This window comes from Pseudomonas akapageensis, from assembly GCF_011355085.1.
GTDB classification, from domain to species: Bacteria; Pseudomonadota; Gammaproteobacteria; order Pseudomonadales; family Pseudomonadaceae; genus Aquipseudomonas; species Aquipseudomonas akapageensis.
Genome location: NZ_VXCP01000065.1, coordinates 1 through 21,539, shown reverse-complemented (window position 1 = coordinate 21,539; position 21,539 = coordinate 1). Strand labels below are relative to the sequence as shown.

20 protein-coding genes are annotated in these 21,539 nt (G+C 62.2%); 16 read left to right on the top strand and 4 right to left on the bottom strand.

Annotated features, from left to right (window positions below):
• The first annotated feature begins 74 nt into the window (after positions 1-74).
• Entirely contained in the window at positions 75-1,190 is a 1,116-nt protein-coding gene (locus F2S13_RS28435) for a hypothetical protein (RefSeq protein ID WP_425500257.1), read from the top strand.
• Between the two features lie 53 nt (positions 1,191-1,243).
• Positions 1,244-1,702, top strand: a complete 459-nt coding sequence (locus F2S13_RS28430) for a sn-glycerol-3-phosphate transporter (protein WP_166367208.1) — start codon at positions 1,244-1,246, stop codon at positions 1,700-1,702.
• A gap of 156 nt (positions 1,703-1,858) precedes the next feature.
• On the opposite strand, the gene F2S13_RS28425 is transcribed toward F2S13_RS28430, so the two are convergent.
• A complete protein-coding gene (locus tag F2S13_RS28425) occupies positions 1,859-2,782 on the bottom strand; it encodes an alpha/beta fold hydrolase (protein ID WP_166367207.1) in 924 nt (307 codons plus the stop codon).
• A gap of 182 nt (positions 2,783-2,964) precedes the next feature.
• Between F2S13_RS28425 and F2S13_RS28420 the strand changes: the two genes are divergently transcribed.
• Entirely contained in the window at positions 2,965-4,071 is a 1,107-nt protein-coding gene (locus F2S13_RS28420) for a DmpA family aminopeptidase (protein ID WP_166367206.1), read from the top strand.
• 48 nt (positions 4,072-4,119) lie between these two features.
• Here F2S13_RS28420 and F2S13_RS28415 read toward each other — a convergent pair whose 3' ends face one another.
• Entirely contained in the window at positions 4,120-4,902 is a 783-nt protein-coding gene (locus F2S13_RS28415; RefSeq protein WP_166367205.1) for a helix-turn-helix transcriptional regulator, read from the bottom strand.
• 128 nt (positions 4,903-5,030) lie between these two features.
• On the opposite strand from F2S13_RS28415, the gene F2S13_RS28410 reads away from it, so the two are divergent.
• The gene (locus tag F2S13_RS28410) at positions 5,031-5,846 is read left to right on the top strand and encodes a carbon-nitrogen hydrolase family protein (protein ID WP_166367204.1); all 816 of its coding nucleotides are present in this window, start codon (positions 5,031-5,033) and stop codon (positions 5,844-5,846) included.
• A 49-nt stretch (positions 5,847-5,895) separates the two neighbouring features.
• Entirely contained in the window at positions 5,896-6,996 is a 1,101-nt protein-coding gene (locus F2S13_RS28405; protein WP_166367203.1) for a polyamine ABC transporter substrate-binding protein, read from the top strand.
• A 49-nt stretch (positions 6,997-7,045) separates the two neighbouring features.
• Here F2S13_RS28405 and F2S13_RS28400 read toward each other — a convergent pair whose 3' ends face one another.
• Entirely contained in the window at positions 7,046-7,183 is a 138-nt protein-coding gene (locus tag F2S13_RS28400; RefSeq protein ID WP_166367202.1) for a hypothetical protein, read from the bottom strand.
• A gap of 401 nt (positions 7,184-7,584) precedes the next feature.
• Between F2S13_RS28400 and F2S13_RS28395 the strand changes: the two genes are divergently transcribed.
• The 6 genes from F2S13_RS28395 to F2S13_RS28370 all read left to right on the top strand — a co-directional run bounded on the left by F2S13_RS28395 (position 7,585) and on the right by F2S13_RS28370 (position 13,477).
• Positions 7,585-9,009, top strand: coding sequence for an APC family permease (locus tag F2S13_RS28395; RefSeq protein WP_166367201.1), 1,425 nt, complete (start codon positions 7,585-7,587; stop codon positions 9,007-9,009).
• Between the two features lie 61 nt (positions 9,010-9,070).
• The gene (speB, locus tag F2S13_RS28390) at positions 9,071-10,027 is read left to right on the top strand and encodes an agmatinase (RefSeq protein WP_166367200.1); all 957 of its coding nucleotides are present in this window, start codon (positions 9,071-9,073) and stop codon (positions 10,025-10,027) included.
• Positions 10,028-10,041: 14 nt separating this feature from the next.
• Positions 10,042-10,872 carry a polysaccharide deacetylase family protein gene (locus F2S13_RS28385; RefSeq protein WP_166367199.1) on the top strand — a complete coding sequence of 277 codons (831 nt, stop codon included), beginning with the start codon at positions 10,042-10,044 and terminating at the stop codon, positions 10,870-10,872.
• 9 nt (positions 10,873-10,881) lie between these two features.
• Positions 10,882-11,805 carry an NAD-dependent epimerase/dehydratase family protein gene (locus F2S13_RS28380; protein WP_166367198.1) on the top strand — a complete coding sequence of 308 codons (924 nt, stop codon included), beginning with the start codon at positions 10,882-10,884 and terminating at the stop codon, positions 11,803-11,805.
• 10 nt (positions 11,806-11,815) lie between these two features.
• Positions 11,816-12,541, top strand: coding sequence for an SDR family NAD(P)-dependent oxidoreductase (locus F2S13_RS28375; protein ID WP_166367197.1), 726 nt, complete (start codon positions 11,816-11,818; stop codon positions 12,539-12,541).
• 27 nt (positions 12,542-12,568) lie between these two features.
• The gene (locus F2S13_RS28370) at positions 12,569-13,477 is read left to right on the top strand and encodes a LysR family transcriptional regulator (protein ID WP_166367196.1); all 909 of its coding nucleotides are present in this window, start codon (positions 12,569-12,571) and stop codon (positions 13,475-13,477) included.
• 132 nt (positions 13,478-13,609) lie between these two features.
• Here the strand turns inward: F2S13_RS28370 and speB (F2S13_RS28365) are convergent, their stop codons facing one another.
• Positions 13,610-14,584, bottom strand: coding sequence for an agmatinase (speB, locus tag F2S13_RS28365; protein ID WP_166367195.1), 975 nt, complete (start codon positions 14,582-14,584; stop codon positions 13,610-13,612).
• A gap of 184 nt (positions 14,585-14,768) precedes the next feature.
• On the opposite strand from speB (F2S13_RS28365), the gene F2S13_RS28360 reads away from it, so the two are divergent.
• The 5 genes from F2S13_RS28360 to glyA form a co-directional block, all read left to right on the top strand.
• A complete protein-coding gene (locus F2S13_RS28360) occupies positions 14,769-15,686 on the top strand; it encodes a LysR family transcriptional regulator (protein WP_166367194.1) in 918 nt (305 codons plus the stop codon).
• Between the two features lie 17 nt (positions 15,687-15,703).
• A complete protein-coding gene (locus F2S13_RS28355; protein ID WP_166367193.1) occupies positions 15,704-17,245 on the top strand; it encodes a sigma-54-dependent transcriptional regulator in 1,542 nt (513 codons plus the stop codon).
• A gap of 256 nt (positions 17,246-17,501) precedes the next feature.
• Positions 17,502-17,879, top strand: coding sequence for a glycine cleavage system protein GcvH (gene gcvH, locus F2S13_RS28350; protein WP_166367192.1), 378 nt, complete (start codon positions 17,502-17,504; stop codon positions 17,877-17,879).
• A 15-nt stretch (positions 17,880-17,894) separates the two neighbouring features.
• Positions 17,895-20,765: an aminomethyl-transferring glycine dehydrogenase gene (gene gcvP / locus F2S13_RS28345; protein WP_166367191.1), complete on the top strand. Its 2,871-nt coding sequence runs from the start codon at positions 17,895-17,897 to the stop codon at positions 20,763-20,765.
• A gap of 73 nt (positions 20,766-20,838) precedes the next feature.
• Positions 20,839-21,539 (top strand): serine hydroxymethyltransferase (gene glyA, locus F2S13_RS28340; RefSeq protein ID WP_166367190.1); only part of this gene is annotated, 701 nt, incomplete at its 3' end.

Sequence of the window (21,539 nt, the reverse complement as noted above, 5' to 3'; positions counted from 1 at the left end):
GTTGTCGAATCCAATTTCGGGGGGCGATGATCTTGAATCTGCGTTCCCTGATCGTGGTACTCCTCACCGCCCTGATGCTGGTGACAGCAGGCTGCGCCTCGAAAGCCCCGGCTCCCCAACCGCCGCCGCCTCCACCGGTAACGATCTCGGAAGCGACCTGGCAACAGGCGGATCGGGACATCGTCGCCGCCTCGCAAGCCACGACCAATACGGTCAAGGATTACACCCGCCGCTCCATGCGCGTCTGGAAGGATCGTGTCTACCAGTTGACCGAATCAGACTTCATCCCCTGGTTCACTGGCTACTGGACCCAGCAATGGCTGACCATGAAAGTGGCGTTCTACAAGGCCAACTCGGGGGAAGGGAAGGTCCCGCCGGAAAAGCAATTGGCCGTCTACCTGCAGGAGCAATACCACCAGCGGGTGATCGACCCGGTTGCCAAGGAGGTCAATCCCGACCTGGTCATGGAGCAGGCGACCAAACTTTACGTGCAACTGCTCACCCGGGAACTGCGGGGCATTGCGCAGCGCTATGGGCTGCCGCCGGACCAGTTCGGACGACGGCTGTCAGACATTCTCGCGATCGAGCTGGCGCCACCACCAAAACATGACGCCTCGCTTTACCAGGTGATCCGTGCCGAACCACTCGAGCAGTTGCCGGCCTATGTGGTCCTGATCAATAAAATCCATAAGGCTGCGGCGAATACTGCGGTCGCGGCTGCGGACGCCAGTATTTCTACGGTGGCTGAAAATGCCAGCAAAAAGCTGGAAGCCACGCTTGCCCCCAGAGGTATCGCCGGCGCTGTCTCGGCGGCTGCCGGCAAGGTCGCCGGAGCAATGATTTCCATCGCGACGGCAGGTGTCAGTGTCTTGATGCACCGCAACGAACAGCCGGAAATGGTCGATCAACTGCGAGTGATCCTCAACGCTGCCCTGGACAAGGAGTGGCGTAACGAAATGGAAAACCCCACCACCGGGGTGAATGCGGGTGTGCTTTATCTGTCTGGGAAGATCGAAGCCAACCTCACCAAAACCCTGACGCCACCGGTTGAATTCCAACCGCCGCCGCAAGCGGTTCCCGATCAGGTGCCTGAACAGGGTGGCTCGGATGAGGACTCTGGCGATGAAACCTGCGTAATCAGCGGCGACAGCAAGGGCGTTGGAGCCAGTCCGAATTGCAGTGCATACTGATCCGATTCAGTGACGCGCCGATAGCGGCAAATCGTTCAGGGACGGGAACTCACATGAAGCGTCTGCTCATGTTCATTGCATTGTTACCGGGCGCGCCCTGTGTGCAGGCAGAGGAGGGGGACTTCTGGTATCTGCAAACCAGTGTGTACACCAATCATTGGACCAATGACCCTGACCACAACAACAACCAGGAGCTGATTGGCCTGGAACGCAATTGGGCCAATAGCTTGCTTGCGGGGGGCGCGACCTTTCGCAATTCGTTTTATCAACGTTCGTATTACGTTTATGGGGGCAAGCGCTGGGAGAGCGAGACCTATCCTGTCTATGCAAAGCTGACGGGCGGCTTGCTGCAAGGTTATCGCGGTGACTACCAGGATAAGATTCCGCTCAATCATTTCGGGGTCGCGCCGGCGATCATCCCCTCGGTAGGCGCGCATCTGGGGCGGGTCGGCGCCGAAGTGGTGTTGCTTGGGGCTGCCGCGGTCATGATCAATGTCGGTTTGCGATTCTAAATGGTCGACTCGAGCCTACGCGGACCCCCTCGTTCCCACGCTTCGCGTGGGAATGCCGTGTAAGACGCTCCGCGTCGCGTTCAGGAATGTCGACGCGGAGCGTCTCTGGATGCATTCCCACGCGGAGCGTGGGAACGAGGTTACGAGGTTCAGGCTTCACTTCTCGATGAACGCGCTGATCAAGGCAACAGTCGCCTCCGGGCTTTCCTCCATCAGCCAATGCCCCGCACCGGGCACGACCTCGCCCTGAACATTGACGGCTGCATTGCGCATCACCGTCGCCATCATCGCGCCGAAGGACTTTTCCCCTCCGATCGCCAACACCGGCATCTGCAATCTGGTTTGTCCCGTTTGCCGATTGGCCGCAACGTCCAGGGCCGCAATGGCATTGAACTGGGCAAACGCCGCATGCATGGCCCCGGGTTGGGCATATTGTTTGGTGTAATAGGCGCGGGTGGCTTCGTCGATCTTGCCGGGTGTCCCGGCGAATTCGTTCCAGAAGCGATCCAGGTAGATGCGCTCGCGGCCCTTGACCAGCCGCTCGGCATCCGGCCCGCCGAAATTGAAGTGCCATAAGGCGGGGCTCAGGACGATTTCGTCCCACGGGGCAATGCCCGGTACCGGGGCATCCATGACCACCAGCTTGTCGACCTTGTCAGGATAGCGCGCCGCATAGGCATAGGCGACCATGGTGCCGATGTCATGACCGACAACGACCGCGTGATCCACCCCAAGGGCGGTGGCGACGGCGCGGATATCGGCGGCCTGGTTTGCTTTGTCATAACCGCTTTTTGATTGGGCCGAACGGCCCATTCCGCGCAGGTCCGGTACGATCACCTGGTGAGTCCTGGCGAGCTTGCTGGCGAGCGGTCCCCACATGTCACCGGTATCGCCGAAACCATGGATCAGTATCACCGCCGGCCCCTTGCCACCATGGCGCACGAAGATCGGCGTGCCGTCGGGTGCCGGCACGGTTTGTGTCGCAAAGCCTGCCGGCAGGACGGGCGCCGCTGCATGGGCGGCGGGAGCGATCAAGGCCAAAGCCAGGACCCACACGAAACAGCAGGCACGCGGATTCATGGTTGCTCTCGATGGCGGATACCGGGTAGTCGGTGAAAGGATTCTAGCCACAGGGGCCGCGTTCGCCAGCCAGCGTCCCCCGCGCTAACGCCTTTGGGGTAACGAATGGGGGTTATCGCTAATTACCCGTCGGATTTCTACACTTCGAGCACCTTAATGGATCGAGTCTGGAGAATAGAACAATGCGTTTACGCGACCTTGGCATCACCATTGGCACGGGCAAACCAGGCGTCTACAACGCCATCACTGACGTGCCGGGTGTGCGAGTCGGTCATCACACGATCAGTGTCGAAACGGACAAGACGTCCATTCACACCGGTGTCACCGTCATCGAACCGCGGGCTGTCGCGGCGCACCTGGAGCCCTGTTTCGCCGGGGTACATGTGCTCAATGGCAACGGCGATGCCACGGGACTGGAGTGGATTCGCGAAGCGGGCTTGCTGACCACGCCTATCGCGTACACCAACACCCATAGTGTCGGTGTGGTGCGCGATGCGCTCGTGGCCGCCGAGCGGGAGATGGCCAAGCAACACACCTACTGGTGCATGCCGGTGGTGCTGGAAACCTATGACGGCATCTTGAGCGACATCTGGGGCCAGCATGTGACCGCCGAGCATGTTTATGCTGCGCTGGATGCGGCGCGTTCCGGCCCGGTGGAGGAGGGGTGTGTCGGCGGTGGCACCGGCATGATTTGCCATGAGTTCAAAGGTGGCATCGGCACGTCCTCGCGGGTACTCACCACAGAGGAAGGTGGCTGGACGGTGGGCGCACTGGTGCAAGCCAACTACGGCATGCGCCAGGAACTGCGTGTGGCGGGGTATCCGGTCGGCGGGGTGCTGGGGGATGTGCATTCGCCGTATCGCGGTTCAACCAATGTCGGTGTGCCGGGCATGGGCTCGATCGTGATCACCATCGCCACCGACGCGCCCTTGCTGCCCCATCAATGCACGCGCCTGGCGCAGCGGGCAAGCGTGGGCCTTGCGCGGGTCGGTGGTGGTACCGAGGACGACAGCGGCGATATCTTCGTGGCGTTCTCGGTGGGCAACCGCAATTTGCCGGTAGCCAATCATGGTCACCCTGGCGAACCGACGACGGCTTTGCACATGGTCAACAATGACTACATTTCGGCCTTGTTCATGGCAGCTGCCGACGCGGTCGAGGAGGCCATTCTCAATGCCATGCTGGCCGCCACGGACCTTGCAGGCTGTGGCAACAAGGCCCTGGCGCTCAAGCCCGAGCAGCTGTTGACGGCCATGCGCAAGGTTGGCTGGCAACCCGGGACGCGTTAAGAATCGCTCAGGGCCCCCGACACGCAACATGCGTGTCGGGGGCTTTTTTCATTCCTGCGCCTGCAGAAACAGCGAGAACAGCTCCGACTGGGACTTGATCCCCAACTTGCTGTACATGTGCTTGCGATGCACCTTCACGGTTTCGGCGGAAATCGCCAGTTTGCGGGCAATCTCCTTGTTCGAGCAGCCACTGAGCATCAGTCGGCCCACCTCCATTTCCCGTGCCGAAAGCGGCGACTCCATCTGTCTGGCGGTGGATTCCAGGCGGCTCTGCCAACTCGGTGGCAAGGCCGGGGCTTGTTCCAGCTCCCGCTCGAAGGTCATGCGCTGGCGCATCAGGGCCGCGACCCAGGGCTGGATCAGGCCCAGCAAGGCGATCTGCTCCAGGCTGAAACGGCACTGGCTGCCCAGGGACAGACTGAGGGTCCGTTCGGTGTCGAGCTGCACGTTCATATGCACTTCGTCGGTGACGATGTTGAGGCGGAAATAGCGCTGGTAGTAGTCGGTCTGCTCGAAGCACTCCGGCGCCACATCGTCCAGGCGAAACAGCCCGCTTTGCGGCGCCTCGCGGTTGGCGATGTAGAAGGGGTCGAGCAGGTACAGGCCCTTGAGATAATCCTGGAACAGCGAATCCAGCCCACCGTCCTCGCCGGGCGACTCCGCCAGTACCACGGGCCGGCCCGCACTGAAGATCAGCACGACCCAGTTGTCCACGGGCACATAGCGGTCGAGCAGGCGCACCATGGCGGTCCAGAAATTGGGCCGGTCCAGGGTTTCGATCAGTCGGCCGACCGCGTCATGCCAGGCCACGTCCTGCAAGGTCAGGTTCATGTTGCTACCCATTAGGGGTTACCCCATCGATGTAATTACTTGCCGCCGGGCGGCGCTCCATACTCGGTCCAGCCCTGGCGGGTGCTGTTTGGCGAGTGGAACCTCTATAACCTGTGCAAGGAACATACATGAAGATTGAACTGGTACAACTGGCCGGACGTGACGGCGATACCGTTTATAACCTGGGCCGTACCATCGACGCCATCGCTACCTGCGCGGCCGACACGGATCTGTTGGTCTTCCCGGAAACCCAGTTGATGGGCTTCGCCGATGCCGAGCAATTGGCCAGCGTGGCCGAACCCCTGGACGGTCCGACCTTGCGCGCCATCGAATACGTGGTGCGCCAGCGCAATGTTTCGGTGGTGGTCGGCATTGCCGAAAATGATGCCGGCACCTTCTACAACACCTCGGTGTTGGTGACACCCGAAGGCATCGCCCTGCGCTACCGCAAGACCCACCTGTGGCCTTCGGAGCGCGGCGCGTTTTGCCCGGGTGACCGCTATGTCACGGCGTTGTGGAAGGGGGTGCGCGTTGGCATCCTGATCTGCTACGACATCGAACTGCCGGAAAGCAGCCGCGCCCTGGCCCAGCTCGGCGCCGAACTGATCATCGTCACCAACGGCAACATGGACCCGTACGGCCCCGTCCATCGCACCGCGATCATGGCCCGGGCCCAGGAAAACCAGGCCTTTGCCGTGATGGTCAATCGGGTCGGCGCAGGCGATGGCGGCCTGGTGTTCGCCGGCGGCAGTGCGGCGGTCGATCCGTTTGGACGTGTACTGTTCGAAGCCGGACGCGACGAGTGCCGCCAGGTCGTTGAACTGGACCTGGAGCAACTGCAAGCTGCCCGACTCGAATACGACTACTTGAGTGACCGCCGCCTGCACCTGCCGGGGCAGCGTGTCGATCACGCCGACGGGCGTCGCGAACTGCTGATACCCTGAATCGGCCAGCCTTGAAACCAACAATAACAAGCTGTTCTGGAGTCGTTCGATGAGCCCTAAACGCTATTTACCCCTGGCCCTGGCCATGCTGTTGACTTCGACCCTGGCCTGCGCCGAGGCGGCGAAACCCAGTGTGCACATCTACAACTGGTACGACTACATCGCCCCGGATGCGACGAAGAACTTCCAGAAAGAAATGGACATCGACCCGGTGTACGATGTGTTCGACAACAGCGACGTCATGCAAAGCAAGGTCATGGCCGGTCGCAGTGGCTATGACGTGGTGTTCGCCAGCGGTGACCTGCTGCCCAACCTGATCAAGGCCGGTGTGCTCAAGGAACTGGACAGGACTCAGTTGCCCAACTTGCCGCACCTGGACCCGGAAATCCTCGCCAAGCTCCAGAGCAACGACCCCGGCAACCGCTTTGCGGCGCCGTACATGTGGGGCACCACGGGCATCGGCTACGATGCGGACAAGGTCAAGGCGCTGCTCGGCACAGAGGCCCCGGTCAACTCCTGGGACCTGGTCTTCAAGGAAGAAAACATCGCCCGATTGAGCCAGTGCGGCGTGGCCATGCTCGATGCGCCGAACGAGATCATCCCGATCGCGCTGCATTATCTGGGGCTGCCCTACAACAGCCAGAATCCGGAGGACTATCGCAAGGCCGAGGCGCTGCTGCTGAAGGTGCGACCGCACGTTCGCTACTTCGACTCTTCCAAATTCATCTCTGACCTTGCCAACGGCAACGTCTGCGTGGTGGTGGGCTGGTCTGGCGGTGTCAACGATGCGAAAACTTCGTCGGCACTGGCCGGCAATGGCCGCACGATCCTCTACAGCATCCCCCGGGAAGGCGCACCGGTGTGGGTGGAAAGCATGGTGTTGCTCAACGATGCGCCGAATCCCAGGGAAGGGTTGGAGTTCATCAACTACATGATGCGGCCGCAGGTGATCGCCGAGTCGACCAACTACCTGGCCTACCCGAATGCCAACAAGGATGCCATGGCGCTGGTCGATGAGAAGATCAGGAACAACCCGGACGTTTATCCGCCCAAGCAGGTGTTGGACACACTTTTCCCGCTCGAGCCGCTGCCATTGAAAATGGAGCGCGTGAGAACCCGCCTCTGGAGCAAGGTCAAAACCGGAAATTGATGGCGCAGGGAGGTTGGCTCGTTCTGGCGGCCAACCTTGCGCTGGCGTCTTACATGGAAAGCCAGGTCAGCTGGTGTAACAACAGATCGCATGCATCCCACCAGTAGACCAGAGAAAGCAGCATCAGACCGCTGGCGATTGCCATCACAATGCACATCAAGTCAGCCACCGTAATACGAAGATCCATGGTCCATATTCCTTCTTGGCGGAGTACAAGAGTCAGCGTAGTGGAACTTTATCTGGCGGCCACTGTCTTTGCGTGCCACTGGTCCCCCGCCGACGAGTGGCGAGGGGACAACGCTTGGATCTTCTGTGGGAGCGGGCTTGCCCGCGATGCTGGCGACGCGGTGGTTCAGGCAGATCGCGGCGATGCTATCGCGGGCAAGCCCGCTCCCACAGGTACATCGCCAATTCCTACCGTTTTCGCTTTTGCGAAAGTCAGCTTTCGTCCTTGGTAATTGTTGCTGTCCGGCCATTCCCCTACCTTCATCCCAGGTCAGCGCCCCATCACCGGGTGTTGCTCAAGAGCTCCGTCTTACAAGAAGCGTTTTCGCAACCTGCCAATAAAAAACGAGCCTGGGAAAAACCATGAAACTTCATGAACTGATCGGTTACGACCGTCACGGTACGATCCGCGAACTCGATACCGCACTCAATAAAGGCAAGCTCAATACCAAGGACGTCAGTTTTTCTGCGTTGGGATTCAATGCCCCGGCCTGGGTGGCAGCCTCTTCGATGTCGATTCTCTATTCGATTTCCGGGCACCAGGCACCCCTGGCCATCCTGATCGCGTTCTTTTTCCCCATGCTGGTGCTGGCCGTGTGCATGGTTTCGCTGACGCGCCAGGCACCTTCGGCCGGCGGTATCTTTACCTTCTGCTCGCGTTTCCTGCACCCGGACATCGGCTGCATCCTGGGCTGGACCTACGCCGTGGCCTGCATCGCCGTCACGCCCATGTGTGCGCTGATCGGTACCGAATACATCCAGGCGCTGATCCCTTCGCTCGCTGGCGAATTCAATGCGAAGATCATCGGCACCTTGCTGATCCTGACCTTCTTTGTGGTGTCGGTGCGCGGTGTGGGCGTCACCGCGAAGCTGGCCAGTACCTTTCTGGTCTTCGAGATCGCGGTGGTGGCGGGGCTGGGGTTCATGGGGTTGATCGATCCCCAGGTCGAGAACCTGTCGTTTGCCTCGATGTATTCCCTGCAGGGTACCGGCGGCCTGGCCGCGATCGGTCCAGGGGTGCTGTTCGGAGTGTGGATGCTGGCGAACTTCGATTCGGCCATCAACTATATAGAAGAGGCGCGGGTGCCGGTGCGCACCGTGCAGCGTTCGCTGTTGATCGTCCTGACCTCGGCATTCGTCATCTACAGCCTGGCCGCCATCGGCTGGCAGTACGCGGTCCCGGTGGAACAACTGGCGGCCATCGTCGAGAACGGCAACGGAGGGCCGATTGCGGCTGTCGCCCATGTCTACCTGCCACCGGCCATGGCCTGGCTGGCGCTGTTCGTGGTGATCACGTCGGCCTGCGCGGGCTTGCAGATTTCTTCCAACTCGTCGGCGCGCACACTGTATCGCATGAGCGAAGAGGGGCATCTTCCCGCGGCCTTGCGCACCGTCAACCGCTTCAAGGCACCCTGGTTCACCCTGGGCCTGGTCTCCCTGGCCGGCATCGCCCTGGTGTGGTGCAAGCCTCTGGACAAGATCGTCTGGTACTACGACGTGGTCACCATCACCCTGGTCATGTCATACATCGCCGCGCTGGCAGCGTTCATGGTCATGACCTGGAAGCAGCACAAGGCACTCACCGCGATCCTGCTCTCCATCCCGGCGCTGCTGGCACTTCTGGTGCTTGCCTACATCGGCTACACCGCCGGCGCTAATCCGGTCTCTCCAGAAGACCTGTACACCGCCTGGTACCTCGGCGGGCTGTCACTGGTGACGGGCGTGCTGATCGTGCTCTCGGGCAAACGTCGCCGTAGCGCCATCGGCCGGACGCCGGCCAAGGCATAAGCATTCCCTGCAGTCCCTTCCTTATTGTCGATTCATCCGTTCAGTGTCAGGAGCAATCCCCATGGCCAATGATTTCCCGCAACCGCTCGATGCTGCCGTCATACCGCGTTTCGCCGGCATCCCGAGTTTCATGCGTCTGCCGATCTTTACCGACCCTGCCGACGTGCAAATTGCCTTGCTCGGCGTGCCCTGGGACGGCGGCACCACCAACCGCGCGGGCGCTCGCCATGGTCCGCGCGAAGTGCGCAACCTGTCGAGCATGATGCGCAAGGTCCATCACGTCAGCCATATCGCGCCCTATGACCTGGTGCGGGTGGGTGACCTGGGCGATGCGCCGGTCAACCCGATCGACCTGCTCGACTCGCTCAAGCGCATCGAAGGCTTTTATCGGCAGATCCACGAAGCCGGTACCGTGCCGCTGTCGGTCGGCGGCGATCATCTGGTGACGCTGCCGATCTTTCGCGCCATCGCCCGGGACCGGCCTATCGGCATGATTCATTTCGATGCCCACTCCGACACCAACGACCGTTACTTCGGCGACAACCCCTACACCCATGGCACGCCGTTTCGTCGTGCGATCGAGGAGGGGTTGCTGGACCCCAGACGCACGGTGCAGATCGGCATTCGCGGTTCCATCTACTCGGCAGAAGACGAGGACTTCGCCAAAGACTGCGGCATCCGCGTGATCCATATGGAGGAGTTCGCTGACATTGGCGTTGCCGCGACCATCGCCGAAGCGCGGCGCGTGGTCGGAGATGAGCCGACCTATGTCACCTTCGATGTCGATGTCCTGGACCCTGCGTTTGCCCCGGGCACCGGCACACCCGAGATCGGCGGCATCACCACGCTGCAGGCGCAGCAACTGATCCGTGGCCTGCAGGGCCTGAACCTGATCGGTGCCGATGTGGTCGAGGTTGCGCCGCCCTTCGATGTCGGCGGTGCCACGGCGCTGGTGGGCGCCACCATGATGTTCGAGTTGCTGTGCATCCTCGCCGACTCGCTCAAACGTCGCCAGTAGAAGGAACCCTGCGCATGATTGCCTGGCCCGATAACAAACGCTTTGCCGTGACCTTGAGTTTTGACCTGGATGCAGAAACCGCGTGGGAGTCATCGAGCCTGGGCGGTCGCCGGCTCTCTCTGTTGTCGATGGGGGCGTACGGCCGTCGCGTCGGCGTGCCGCGCCTGCTGGAATTGCTGGCTCGTTATCAGATCCGCGCGCAGTTCTACATTCCCGCCCGGGTAGCCGAGATCGACCCCGAGGTGGTACGCAGCATTGCCGCGGCCGGTCACGGGATCGGCTGCCACGGGTATTTCCATGAGCGTGTCGATGAGCAGACTCCTGCGCAGAACCTGCAAATCCTCAAGGATTCCAGGGCACTGCTGGAAGCCACCATCGACCGCCCGGTGACCGATTACCGTGCGCCAACCTGGGAGCTGACCCCGGACGTCGTCGAGTCGCTGGTCGCCCTCGGCTTTCACAGCGACAGCAGCCTGATGGGCGATGACCGGCCGTACCGGGTCGGCAGCGCCGAGCGAAACCTGCTGGAGCTGCCCGTCAGCTGGCTGCTCGATGACTGGGAACAGTTCGCTTACTCGGCGGAGCCTGCGGTGGGCAACGTCATCGAAGATCCGGAAAAAGTCTTTCGACTCTGGTCGGCGGAACTGGAGGGAATGCGCAGCTATGGCAGCCATTTCATCCTGACCATGCACCCGCAATTGATCGGCCGTGCCTCGCGCATCGCCATGCTCGAACGGCTGATCCAGCAGGTTCAGCACTACGGCGATGCCTGGATCTGCACGCCGGGCGATGTCTATTCACACTGGCAGGCGGGCAATCTCGAACTGCCGCTGCATCCTTATTGAGGGCGGGCCATGAATGTATTGGTAACCGGGGCCAACGGGTTTCTTGGCCAGGAAGTGGTGCGCCAATTGTTGGCCCAAGGTAACGAGGTGGTGGGGTACGACCGCAGCCTGGTGTGCGCCATCGAGCATGCGGCCTACCGTTACGTCCAGGGCGATCTGGCGGACGTTGCGAGCTTACTGGAGAGCTGCCGGGGGCGTTCGGTGGATGCGATCATCCATACTGCGGCAATCTCCCACCCGGTCGACTCACGGCGCATACCCTTGCAGACGGTGATGACCAATGCCCTGGGCACGACCCATGTCTTTGAATGCGCACGGCTCAGCGGCATCCCTCGGGTGGTCAACCTCAGTTCCGAATGCGCCTATGGGCCCAACCGGGAGCTGGAGGTGATCGACGAGCAGGCGCCGCTCGATCCGACCACACCCTATGGCTGCACAAAGGTCTTCACCGAAAAGCTCGGCCGAGTATACAGCGACCTGTACCAGGTCAGCGTGGTGTCCCTGCGCCCGGGCTGGATCTACGGACCGGGCCAGTTCATGCAGTGCTACCTCAAGAGCATGCTCAGGAGTGCCATCGACCATGTGCCGTGGCACGAAGAGGAGGGCGGCGATTACCGTTTTCAGTATGTGCACGTCGTCGATGTTGCTCGTGCCTGCCTGCTGGCGGCCCTGGTGCCGGAAGAGCGATTGCGCCAGCGGGTGTTCAACGTCACGGCCGGGGAGCAGGAGAGCTATCGGGCAGTCGCGGCCAGGGTTCGGCAAGTCTACCCGCAGGCCCAGCTCAGCATCGGGCCCGGCACCTTGAATGTACTGGATGAAAACGCCCGCTTCGACATTTCGGCAGCGGGCGAACAACTCGGCTACCGGCCGCAATACGATCTGCACGAAGGCATCGCCATGTATGCGCAATGGCTGGAACAGCATCCTTACTGAAGGAATTTTCATGAAGACTTATCTGGTAACCGGTGCGGCCCAGGGAATCGGCCGTGCAGTCGCGCTATCGCTGGGTGAGCCTGGCAGCCTGGCCGTGCTCAATGATCTGCAGGAGAGTCCGGCGCTGCTGGCCCTGGCGGATGAACTGAAGGCAAGGGGCGTGGAAGTGCGTCTTGCCGTGGGTGATGTGTCGGTTCCTGCGACGGCGGAACGTGCCTTTGCCGGGCTTGAACGCCTGGATGTGCTGGTCAACAACGCGGGGTTCCTGCAGGAGTCGCCGCTGACAGAGCTCGGTTTCGAGGCCTGGGACCGCATGATCCGTGTCCACCTCTATGGCGCATTCCTGTTCTGCAAGCCGGCGGCGAAGTTGATGACTCGACAGGGCAGTGGTGCCATCGTCAATATCGCCTCCGACCTTGGCCAGATCGGCTGTGCCAATCTTTGCCACTACTCGGCGGCCAAAGGTGGGATCATTTCGTTGACCAAGTCATTGGCCCGAGAAATGGCCGGGCAGGGCGTGCGGGTCAATGCGGTGGCCCCGGGCGGCACCTTGACGCCGATGGTCGAGCGCATGGGGGAGGCTTATATTCGCGAAGAAGCGTTACGCTACCCGATGCTCCGGCTGGGAACGGCAGATGAGGTGGCCGCGGCAGTGGCGTTTCTCGCCTCGGATCAGGCCAGCTTCATGACCGGGCAGGTGCTGGGCGTCAATGGTGGCGGTGTGATGAACGGCTAAGTACTCAATAGAAAAAGAGGTCGCTGCATGCTGGTGAATTTGACGGACGTGGATCTGCGCATGCTGCGGATTTTCTGCTCGATCGTGGATGCCGGCGGTTTTACCGCCGCGCAGGTTCCGTTGAACACCAGCTTGTCGCGCCTGAGCGTACTGGTGCGCGACCTGGAAGTGCGGCTCGGCTACTCGTTGTGCAAGCGCGGGAAAAGCGGCTTTCAACTGACCGAGGAAGGTGAGGAGACCTACGCGGCGGCGCAGGAACTGTTCACCAACATCGGCCAATTCCGCCAGCGCACGGCCGTGCTCAGCGGGCGTCACCGGGAGTTGTTGCACATCGGCACCGTCGACAGCCTGCTCACCCTCGAAAACAGCCCCGTACCGGCAGCCATTGCCCAACTGCGCGCTGCGCAGCCCGGTGTTCATGTCGATCTGCACGTCATGCGCCCCGATGAACTGGAACAGGCCGTGCTCGAAGAACGCATTCAGGCGGCGGTGGGGGCGTTTCATCATCGCTTGTCCGGCTTGCATTATCAGGCGCTGTTCGAAGAGGAGCAGCATCTGTATTGCGGCAGCGGGCATCCGTTTTTCCAGCGAACGGATCAGGACCTCAGTTTCGAAGAACTCAGTACGGCCGATTATGTGGATCGGGGCTATGTGGCAGAGAACAAGCGGCCCTGCGAGCTGCGGTTCGCCAGTGCTGTCAGTGCGTTTTCCATGGAAGCGATTGCGCTGCTGATATTTTCCAATACCTACATCGGCTACCTGCCGACCCATTATGCGGCGAGCTGGGTTGAACGCGGCCGGCTGCGCTCGATCATGCCGCAGCGGCTGGCCTATCGGTCGGCCTTTCATTGCATTACCCGCCAGGGCGTGGAGCAGAAGGGGACGGTGACGCGGTTTCTAGATGCCCTGACAGCTCATGCCGGGAAATACTTGTAGGTCCAACTCGTTCCCACGCTCTGCGTGGGAATGCCTCTAGCGGCGCTCTGCGTCGTATGCGCACGAGGCGACGCAGAGCGTCTGAACCTGCATTCCCACGCAGAGCGTGGGAACGAGGTGGGCAACGAGAGATCAGCGACGCGCCTGGGCGCGGGCGTGGAAGACGAAGCCGATGCTGTTCATCAGCAACTGCGCCGCGAGGATCGAGGTCATTCCGGTCGGGTCGTAGGCCGGGGCGACTTCTACCAGGTCCATGCCGACGATGCGCCCCTGACTGCGAATGGCCAGGGCCTGGATGATCTCCAGCACTTCGTAGTACTGGAAGCCGCCGTGGCTCGGGGTGCCGGTGCCGGGGGCGATGGAAGGGTCGAAGCCGTCGATGTCGATAGTGATGTAGTACGACTCGCACTCGGGGATCAGGTCCAGAACGCCCTGGCAGCCCAATTGACGCACATCGCGCACCGAGAGGATCTTCGAGCCGGCATCGCGGGCCGCGTTGTAGTCGTCGCGGTTGGAGGACGACACGTTGCGGATGCCCATCTGGGTCATGCCGACAATGTGGTTCATTTCCGAAGCGCGGCGCAAGGGGTTGCCGTGGCCATAGCGCACGCCATGACGCTCGTCGACGAAGTCCAGGTGGGCGTCGAAGTGGATGATGTGGATCGGACCGCGGCCTTCGAAGGCCTTGATCACCGGTGCGTGTACCGAATGGTCGCCGCCCAGTACCACCGGCATGGCGCCGGAGTCGAGCAGCTTGCGCACGGCGTGTTCGATGTTGTCGTTGCTGCTCTTCATATCGGTGTGAACGATATCCGCGTCACCCACGTCGACGATGCGCACGTCCTCGGCCTGCAGGTACATCACGTCGTCTTCGAAATCGTAGGCGCCGCTGTGGCCGAACGAGAACAGTGTCGATGCTTCACGGATGCTGCGTGGTCCAAAACGTGCGCCGGAACGCCATTGGGTACCCATGTCGTTAGGTGCGCCCAGTACGGCGACGTCGGCGTCGATGGCATTCCAGTCGAGGCACACGGGCGACTTGGCGAAGGTGCAATGGCCGACGAAGGGCAGGTTCAGGCGACCGTTTTCATAGCTGTTGCTGGACATGTAAGGCGTCTCCGAATTGTTCTTGTTGATTGCCGGTCGAGAGCACCGATCGAGAGTACCGATCGAGTTGCAGTCATCTCGTCCATGGCTGCACTATCGGCTTTACCTGCGCCTGAGAAAATGATGATCATACGATGCGCAAATCGCTAATTCCGATGTAAGCCCTGAACGAGGTGCCCGCACGATGATCCAGTTGCACGATGTCGACCTGAAGCTGCTGCGGGTGTACAGCACCATCGTCAAGTGCGGCGGCTTTTCCGCTGCGCAGGCTTCGCTCAATGTGGCGCAGTCGACCATCAGCGAGCAGATGGGGCATTTGGAAGCCCGGCTCGGGGTCAAGTTGTGCGAGCGCGGGCGTAGCGGCTTTCGCCTGACCGAGCAGGGCCAGGCGATCTACGAGGCGACCCAGCGCCTGCTCGGGGCGGTGGAGGATTTTTGCGTGGACGCCGACGTGCTCAAGCGTCAGGTCAGCGGCACCCTCAACCTGGGCGTCATCGACACCACCATCACGGACCCCGGCTGCCCGCTCAAGCAGACTACCCAGCGCTTCGTACAACGCGGCCACGAAGTGCATTTGCAGGTGTACATCGGCACGCCGGCCGAGCTCGAGGAACGGGTGCTCGATGGCCGTCTGCACCTGGCCGTCGGGCATTTTCCGTTGAGGGTGCCGGGGTTGCACTACTCACCGCTGTATCAGGAGAGCCACGGTTTTTATTGTGGCCGCAACCATGCGCTGTTTGGCGGCGAGGTGCCCAAGGTCAATCTGCTCGAGCGTATCGCGGCCAGCCGGGTGGTGGCCCGGGGTTACCTGCAGCATCGTGATCTCCAGGCTTTGGGAGTGGAAAAGGCCGCCGCCACCGTGGAAAACGTCGAGGCCCAGGCCATGCTGATCCTGTCGGGTGCTTACGCCGGCTTTCTGCCCGATCACTATGCCAGGCAATGGGTCGAAAACGGGGAGCTCGAGCACCTGGAACCAGGACGCCTGCGCCTGCTCTCGGCGTTCGAAATCATCACCCGGCGCGGCGTTTCACCACCGCTGATCCTGCGTGCATTCCTCGACGAACTGATGCAATGTGCCCGTGCGTGGGCGCAGCAGTCTTGAACCTTTAAGGGGTCGCCATGCGTATCCACGTCACATTCAACGATCGCGTCGGCATCACCCAGGAAGTCCTGGCGTTGCTCGGTGCGCGCAATCTCAACCTGGACGCGGTGGAGATGATCCCACCGAACGTCTACATCGACGCCCCTGATCTGAGCCAGACGGTGCTGGACGAACTCAACTACGCATTGTTGCGGGTCGAGGGCGTCAAGGCCGTGGACCTGGTCGATCTGCTGCCTGGCCAGCGCCGGCGCCTGCAGCTCGATGCGCTATTGGCCGCGATGAGTGATCCGGTACTGGCCGTCGACCCCAATGGCTACGTGCTGCTGGCCAATCCGACCCTGGTCGGCCTGTGTGGGCGTGAGCCTGCCGGTGAGCCACTGTCGAACCTGTTCGCCGAACCGGACCTGGCGCGAACCCTGGTCGACAAGGGCTTTCGCCTGCCCATGTGCGAGGTGAATTTCAATGGCCAGGACCTGCTGCTCGATGCCACGCCCATCAGCGGCGGCAGCGACACCGCGCGCTTTCTCGCCGGTGGCTTGCTGACGCTCTATCCCCCTAGTCGCATTGGTGAACGCCTGGCCTCGTTGCACCACGACCATGCTGAAGGCCTCGATTCGCTGCTGGGCAAATCCGCAGTACTCAAGCAGCTCAAGGCCCGTCTGCAAAAGGTCGCGGGGCTCGATGCGCACTTGTTGATCCAGGGCGAAACCGGCACCGGCAAGGAACTGGTCGCTCGTGCCTGTCATGCCATGAGCGCCCGTCGCGATGCGCCGTTCCTGGCGCTGAACTGCGCTGCCTTGCCGGAAAGCCTGGCCGAGAGCGAGTTGTTCGGTTACTCGGCCGGGGCTTTCACCGGCGCCCAACGTGGTGGCAAGCCGGGGCTGCTGGAACTGTCGGACCAGGGCACCGTATTCCTCGATGAAGTCGGAGAAATGTCGCCCTATCTGCAGGCCAAATTGTTGCGCTTTCTCAGCGATGGCTGCTTCCGCCGGGTCGGTGGCGACCGCGAAGTGCACGTCAACGTGCGCGTGCTGTGCGCCACCCACCGCGACCTGGAAAAGATGGTCAGCGAAGGCAGCTTTCGCGAAGACCTCTACTACCGCCTCAACGTGCTCAACCTGATGGTGCCGGCGCTGCGCGAGCGCGGCCAGGACATTCTGCTGCTGGCCGAACACTTCCTGCGCCAGGCCTGCACACAGATCCAGCGCTCACCCTGCCGCCTGGCCCCGGCCACCTATCCGCTGCTGCTGGGCAATGCCTGGGCCGGCAACGTGCGCCAGTTGCAGAACGTGATTTTCCGCGCCGCCGCCATCTGTGAAGGGGAGGTGATCGACTGCGACGACCTGGAGCTGGCCGGTACCGCCTTGAGCAGCCAGCAGGCCGACGCGCTGGAGGTCACCAGCCTGGAAGCGGCGGTGCAGGGGTTCGAAAAGTCGCTGCTGGAGAAATTCTACGCGGCCTATCCCTCGACCCGGCAACTGGCGGTGCGCCTGCAGACATCCCATACCGCCATTGGCCAGCGCCTGCGCAAATACGGCATCGCCAATCGGTCTTCGTAGCAGGCCGGTACGATTACGCTCCACTGGAGTGATTTCGCTCCAGTTCGACGCAAGCCGCGCCGTTCGTCGTTTTGGCCCATAAACGACTGCCGCAAGTGGCTGCAAGGGTGGAGCGAATTCGTTCCGATGGTCTTTGCGGAAAAAGCTGAAAACACCATAACTGATTGATAAATAACAATAATATTTAGTTGGCATCGCCCTTGCTCTTGTCCAGTCAGTCCTGCATCGGACCCACCTGATAACAAGAGGAAGATCCATGAGCACTTTGCGTTTTACCCCTGAACATGAATGGCTGCGCCTGGAAGAGAACGGCGAGCTGACCGTGGGCATCACCACCTTTGCCCAGGAAGCCCTGGGCGACGTGGTGTTCGTGCAACTGCCGGAGCCGGGCCAGTACGCTGAAGGGAATGAAGTCGCGGTGCTGGAATCGGTCAAGGCCGCCAGCAACATCAGCATGCCCCTGACCGGTGAGGTGGTGGCGGTCAACGACGCACTGGCCGAAGACCCCGAGCTGGTCAATGCCTCGCCCATGCAGGCGGGCTGGTTCTTCCGCATGAGTGCGGCCAACCCCAGTGACCTCGACACCTTGATGGACCAGGACGGTTACGACCGTTTCCTGGCCGACAACGCCTGAGCCGAGGCCGCCGACATGACCAGAGCACAGATCCCGCTGGGCACGGACAACGAGTTCATCGCCCGCCACATCGGTCCGCGCGAGGGCGATATCAACGCCATGCTGGCGCTGACCGGCCACGACACGCTCGACGCGCTGATCGACAGCGTCATCCCCGACAGCATCAAGGGCACCAGTGTGCTCGAACTGTCCAAGGGGCAGGGCGAGACTGAAGCCCTGGCCGCGATCAAGGCCATCGCCGCGAAAAACGAGCTGTTTCGCAATCACATCGGCCAGGGCTATTTCCCTTGCCACACGCCGGCGCCGATCCTGCGCAACCTGCTGGAAAACCCGGCCTGGTACACCGCTTACACGCCGTACCAGCCGGAGATTTCCCAGGGGCGCCTGGAAGCGCTGCTGAACTTCCAGACCCTGATCAGCGACCTCACCGGCATGGAAATCGCCAACGCTTCGTTGCTCGATGAAGCCACCGCCGCAGCCGAAGCCATGACCTTCTGCAAGCGCCTGGCGAAGAACAAGGCCCCGGCGTTTTTCGTTTCCCGTCACTGCCATCCGCAAACCCTCGATGTGCTGCGTACCCGCGCCGAGCCTCTGGGCATCGAAGTAGTCGTTGGTGAAGAAGCGGAACTTGCGGGCGATAGCCTCGGCGGTTATTTCGGCCTGCTGCTGCAATACCCGTCCAGCACCGGCGATATCGCCGACCATCGCGCCCTGGTGCAACGCGCCCATGAAGCCGGCGCCCTGGTGGCCGTTGCCGCCGATCTGCTGGCCCTGACCCTGCTGACGCCGCCTGGCGAGTTCGGTGCCGATGTGGTGTTGGGCAGTGCCCAGCGCTTCGGCGTGCCGCTGGGCTTCGGTGGCCCGCATGCGGCGTTCTTCGCCACTCGCGATGCCTTCAAGCGCGACATGCCGGGCCGCCTGGTCGGCGTGTCCATCGACCGCTTCGGCAAGCCGGCCCTGCGCCTGGCCATGCAGACCCGCGAGCAACACATCCGTCGCGAGAAAGCCACCAGCAACATCTGCACTGCGCAGGTCCTGCTGGCCAACATCGCCAGCATGTATGCGGTCTATCACGGCCCCCAGGGCCTGGAGCAGATCGCTCGCCGCGTGCATCGCCTGACCTCGATTCTGGTGCAGGGCTTGTCGCAGCTCGGCCATCAGGTCGAACAAGAGCACTTCTTCGACACCGTCAGCGTCGTCACCGCACGGCCTGTGGCCGAGGTCCTGGCCGCCGCCAACGCTGCACGCCTGAACCTGCGCCTGATCGATGACGTGCGCGTGGGGCTGTCGCTGGATGAAACCTGCGAGCAGGCCGCTGTCGAATCACTGTGGGCGGTGTTCGCCGCGCCGGGCCAGGTCCTGCCGGACTTCGCCGCCCTGGCCGCCAGCACCGGCGATTGCCTGCCGCTATCGCTGCTGCGCGAAACGCCGTTCCTGCAGCACGAGGTGTTCAACCGCTACCACTCCGAAACCGAGCTGATGCGTTACCTGCGCCGCCTGGCCGACAAGGACCTGGCCCTGGACCGTACCATGATCGCCCTGGGCTCGTGCACCATGAAGCTCAACGCCGCCAGTGAGATGATCCCGATCACCTGGCCGGAATTCGGTGCCCTGCATCCATTCGCTCCGGCCGAGCAGTCGCTGGGTTATCGCCAACTGACCGACGAACTGGAGGCCATGCTCTGTGCGGCCACCGGTTACGACGCCATGTCCCTGCAGCCCAACGCCGGCTCCCAGGGTGAGTACGCAGGCCTGCTGGCGATCCGTGCCTACCACGCCAGCCGTGGCGAGGCGGGGCGTGATGTCTGCCTGATTCCGTCGTCGGCCCACGGCACCAACCCGGCCACCGCGCAGATGGCCGGCATGCGCGTGGTGGTGGTCGATTGCGATGCGCGCGGCAACGTCGATGTGGCCGATCTGCAAAGCAAGGCCGAGCAGCACAGGGATCGCCTGGCCGCGTTGATGATCACCTACCCGTCGACCCACGGCGTGTTCGAGGACGGCATCACCCGCATCTGCGACATCATTCATGAACACGGCGGCCAGGTGTACCTGGACGGCGCCAACATGAACGCCATGGTCGGCCTCTGCGCACCGGGTAAGTTCGGCGGCGACGTGTCGCACCTGAACCTGCACAAGACCTTCTGCATCCCCCATGGCGGCGGCGGTCCGGGCGTCGGCCCGATCGGCGTCAAGGCGCACCTGGCACCGTTCCTGCCTGGCCACGGCCACATGGAACGCAAGGAAGGCGCGGTGTGCGCGGCGCCTTACGGCAGCGCCAGCATCCTGCCGATTACCTGGATGTACATCCGCATGATGGGCGGCGAAGGGCTCAAGCGCGCCTCGCAGCTGGCGATCCTCAGTGCCAACTACATCGCCCGGCGCCTGGAGGAGCATTACCCGGTGCTCTACACCGGCGAGAATGGCCTGGTCGCTCACGAATGCATCCTCGACTTGCGCCCGCTCAAGGACAGCAGCGGCATCAGCGTTGAAGACGTGGCCAAGCGCCTGATCGACTTCGGCTTCCACGCCCCGACCATGTCTTTCCCGGTGGCCGGCACCTTGATGGTCGAGCCGACCGAGAGCGAGTCGAAGGAGGAGCTGGACCGCTTCTGCGACGCGATGATCAGCATCCGCGAGGAAATCCGCGCGGTGGAAGACGGCACCCTGGACAAGCAAGACAACCCGCTGAAGAACGCACCACACACCGCCGCCGAGCTGGTGGGCGAATGGAGTCACAGCTACAGCCGCGAGCTGGCAGTGTACCCGCTGGCCTCGTTACGCGAGAGCAAATACTGGCCGCCGGTGGGGCGCGTGGACAACGTCTACGGCGACCGCAACCTGGCCTGTGCCTGCCCACCGATGTCGATTTACCAGGAAGCCTGATGGTGATGGCCCGGACGCGGTCCGGGCCATTCCGAAGCCTTGTCTGTCACCCGAACAAGAAGGAATTACGAGCATGTTCCATAAAAGCCTGACACTGTCCGATTTCGACCCTGCGCTGTCCGACGCCATCCGCCGCGAGGCGCAACGCCAGGAAGACCATATCGAGCTGATCGCCTCGGAAAACTACACCAGCCCGCAGGTGATGCAGGCCCAGGGCACCGAACTGACCAACAAGTACGCCGAAGGCTATCCGGGCAAGCGCTACTACGGGGGTTGTGAGCACGTCGACGTGGTCGAGCAGTTGGCCATCGACCGCGCTAAGGAATTGTTCGGCGCAGGCTACGCCAACGTCCAGCCGCACTCCGGTAGCCAGGCCAACGCGGCGGTCTACCTGGCCCTGTTGCAGCCGGGCGATACCCTGCTGGGGATGAGCCTGGCCCATGGCGGCCACCTCACCCACGGCGCCAAGGTCAGCTCGTCCGGCAAGCTGTACAACGCGGTGCAATACGGCATCGACGGCAATGGCCTGATCGATTACGACGAGGTGGAGCGCCTGGCCGTGGAGCACAAGCCGAAGATGATCGTCGCTGGCTTCTCGGCGTATTCCAAGACCCTGGACTTCCCACGCTTCCGCGCTATTGCCGACAAGGTCGGCGCCTACCTGTTCGTCGACATGGCCCATGTCGCAGGCTTGGTCGCTGCGGGCTTGTATCCCAATCCGCTGCCGTACGCCGACGTGGTCACCACCACCACCCACAAGACCCTGCGCGGTCC

Bases quoted from the DNA above. Each gene is read 5' to 3' on its own strand.
- F2S13_RS28420 (WP_166367206.1), top strand. From the start codon at position 2,965: ATGCGTTTACGCGACCTTGGCATCACCATTGGCACGGGCAAACCAGGC.
- speB (WP_166367200.1), top strand. From the start codon at position 9,071: ATGGCCAATGATTTCCCGCAACCGCTCGATGCTGCCGTCATACCGCGT.
- gcvH (WP_166367192.1), top strand. From the start codon at position 17,502: ATGAGCACTTTGCGTTTTACCCCTGAACATGAATGGCTGCGCCTGGAA.
- F2S13_RS28400 (WP_166367202.1), bottom strand. From the start codon at position 7,183: ATGGATCTTCGTATTACGGTGGCTGACTTGATGTGCATTGTGATGGCA.
- F2S13_RS28360 (WP_166367194.1), top strand. From the start codon at position 14,769: ATGATCCAGTTGCACGATGTCGACCTGAAGCTGCTGCGGGTGTACAGC.
- F2S13_RS28395 (WP_166367201.1), top strand. From the start codon at position 7,585: ATGAAACTTCATGAACTGATCGGTTACGACCGTCACGGTACGATCCGC.
- F2S13_RS28430 (WP_166367208.1), top strand. From the start codon at position 1,244: ATGAAGCGTCTGCTCATGTTCATTGCATTGTTACCGGGCGCGCCCTGT.
- F2S13_RS28385 (WP_166367199.1), top strand. From the start codon at position 10,042: ATGATTGCCTGGCCCGATAACAAACGCTTTGCCGTGACCTTGAGTTTT.
- F2S13_RS28355 (WP_166367193.1), top strand. From the start codon at position 15,704: ATGCGTATCCACGTCACATTCAACGATCGCGTCGGCATCACCCAGGAA.
- F2S13_RS28370 (WP_166367196.1), top strand. From the start codon at position 12,569: ATGCTGGTGAATTTGACGGACGTGGATCTGCGCATGCTGCGGATTTTC.
- F2S13_RS28375 (WP_166367197.1), top strand. From the start codon at position 11,816: ATGAAGACTTATCTGGTAACCGGTGCGGCCCAGGGAATCGGCCGTGCA.
- F2S13_RS28380 (WP_166367198.1), top strand. From the start codon at position 10,882: ATGAATGTATTGGTAACCGGGGCCAACGGGTTTCTTGGCCAGGAAGTG.
- speB (WP_166367195.1), bottom strand. From the start codon at position 14,584: ATGTCCAGCAACAGCTATGAAAACGGTCGCCTGAACCTGCCCTTCGTC.
- F2S13_RS28415 (WP_166367205.1), bottom strand. From the start codon at position 4,902: ATGAACCTGACCTTGCAGGACGTGGCCTGGCATGACGCGGTCGGCCGA.
- gcvP (WP_166367191.1), top strand. From the start codon at position 17,895: ATGACCAGAGCACAGATCCCGCTGGGCACGGACAACGAGTTCATCGCC.
- F2S13_RS28435 (WP_425500257.1), top strand. From the start codon at position 75: ATGCTGGTGACAGCAGGCTGCGCCTCGAAAGCCCCGGCTCCCCAACCG.
- F2S13_RS28410 (WP_166367204.1), top strand. From the start codon at position 5,031: ATGAAGATTGAACTGGTACAACTGGCCGGACGTGACGGCGATACCGTT.
- F2S13_RS28425 (WP_166367207.1), bottom strand. From the start codon at position 2,782: ATGAATCCGCGTGCCTGCTGTTTCGTGTGGGTCCTGGCTTTGGCCTTG.
- F2S13_RS28405 (WP_166367203.1), top strand. From the start codon at position 5,896: ATGAGCCCTAAACGCTATTTACCCCTGGCCCTGGCCATGCTGTTGACT.